This window comes from Mesorhizobium sp. M7A.F.Ca.CA.004.12.1.1 (genome assembly GCF_003997835.1).
Taxonomy (GTDB): Bacteria; Pseudomonadota; Alphaproteobacteria; order Rhizobiales; family Rhizobiaceae; genus Mesorhizobium.
The window spans coordinates 1-1,814 of record NZ_RZRK01001039.1 but is presented as its reverse complement, the minus strand read 5'-3'; the positions used below and the strand labels follow the sequence as shown (position 1 = coordinate 1,814).

The following is a 1,814-nucleotide window of genomic DNA, read 5'->3' as shown; positions in this document are numbered from 1 at the left end:
AGGCAAGACCGTGCTGGTCGCCGACACCGCCGTGCACGATATGCCGAATGCCGAGCAGATCGCCGACATCGCCGAGGAGGCCGCGGGCTTTGCCCGCCGCATGGGTTATGAGCCGAGGCTCGCCATGCTCGCCTATTCCACCTTCGGCCATCCACAGGGCGAGCGCTCCGAACGCGTCCAGGAAGCGGTGCGCATCCTCGACAAGCGCCGCGTCGATTTCGAATATGACGGCGAAATGGCCGCCGACGTGGCGCTCAACGCGCGGGCCATGGCGCAATATCCGTTCATAAGGCTGACCGGCCCGGCCAATGTGCTGATCATGCCGGCGTTCCACTCGGCTTCGATCTCGACCAAGATGCTGCAGGAACTCGGCGGCTCGACGGTGATCGGCCCGCTGCTGGTCGGGCTGAACAAGCCGGTGCAGATCGTGTCGCTGAATGCCAAGGACTCGGACATCGTCAACATGGCGGCGATCGCGGCCTATACGGCGGGGACTTGAGCGGCGAGCCTTAGCGGTGAGTCCGGGAGGCGTTCAGCCCGGCGCGAACACGCGCGCAGCCTCGACGACCTCGTCCACCTGATCCTGCCGCAGCAAGTCGATCGGGACGCGCCCGTCGAGTTGCGCCGAGGGCCGCGTCAGCCACAGCCATGCGAGCCTTGGATTGGTGATCAGCGACAGCACGTCGCGAATGCCTGCAACCGGCCGTCCATCGACGAACTGCGCCAGCGGGAAGACATGTTTGCGGCCGCCCTTGCGCAAGGCGATGACCTCGCCCCGCCGCTGCCAGCGGTGCAGGGTCGAGCGGGCGATACGCAAATTCTCTTCCAGATAGGTCGAGCCGGCGACGCGGCCCGCCCAGTCCTCGATCAGCATCGATTCGAGATCGTCGGATTTTGGCAGCGAAGGAGGCTCGACATCGATCAATGGGGTCGTCGGCGGATTGATCACGCCGGCTATACCGGCTTCGCTGCGGCGCGCGGCTTCCGCCGCCAGCGCGCGCACGAATTTCGAGGCCAGGCCGGGCAGGTCGGCATGGATGGCGTCGATAGCGCGCTGGTGCTTCGGTGACAGCAAGGTGACGGCGGACGCTATGCTGCCGGCGATTTTGCCGACCGAGACCATGGTGGGCTTGTTGATGGCCTCGTCATAGTGGGCAAGCGCGCGTTCGACGTCTTCGGCGACCATCTCGGCGAAGTCGTCCTGCTTGAGGCCCTGGAGCTGAAATCTGTTCATACATCTGTCTTCTGGGCCGCGCTCTCCTCCCACAGCTGCGGCCGGCTGTTGAATCTCTAGAGCGGAAAGCGGAAATCGCGACGGCAACGAATCCGGCCGCCCGACAGCATGCTGTCTAGCATTTCTTGACACCCCAACTGGCTGAGGGCGCACCGAAATGTCAGTCGCGGGACGCCCGGATTGCGTGTAGGTGCGATGTATGACAGCCGCGCGACGGTGAGGGGCGGAGGCGGCCTTCCCTTCTCCCCCTGTGGGAGAAGGTGGATTGGCGCGCAGCGCCAAGACGGTTGAGGGGTGTTGGACGGAGTACCGTCAGTGCCAAGCTGGAGCACCCCTCATCCGTCGCCTTCGGCGACACCTTCTCCCACAGGGGGAGAAGGGAAGAGCTTTCCCTACAGCAACCCCGCCTGCTCAGCCTCGCGGCGCAGATTCTGCCGTGGCCTGGGGCCGATCTGCTGGATCACCAAGCCGGCCGCCAGTGAGCCAAGGTCGCCGCAAGTCTGCAGGTCGCGGCCTTGCGTGTAGCCATGCAGGAAGCCGGCGGCATAGAGATCGCCGTCTTCCTGCATGGCTACACGCA

3 protein-coding genes are annotated in these 1,814 nt (G+C 65.1%); 1 reads left to right on the top strand and 2 read right to left on the bottom strand.

Annotated elements, in window-relative coordinates:
- Nucleotides 1-499 (top strand): phosphate acyltransferase (locus EN984_RS33295; RefSeq protein WP_281057369.1); only part of this gene is annotated, 499 nt, incomplete at its 5' end.
- 33 nt (nucleotides 500-532) lie between these two features.
- On the opposite strand, the gene EN984_RS33290 is transcribed toward EN984_RS33295, so the two are convergent.
- Nucleotides 533-1,234 carry an antitoxin Xre/MbcA/ParS toxin-binding domain-containing protein gene (locus EN984_RS33290; protein ID WP_127266637.1) on the bottom strand — a complete coding sequence of 234 codons (702 nt, stop codon included), beginning with the start codon at nucleotides 1,232-1,234 and terminating at the stop codon, nucleotides 533-535.
- A 392-nt stretch (nucleotides 1,235-1,626) separates the two neighbouring features.
- The coding region (locus EN984_RS33285; protein ID WP_245480172.1) for a PfkB family carbohydrate kinase at nucleotides 1,627-1,814 on the bottom strand (188 nt) is incomplete at its 5' end.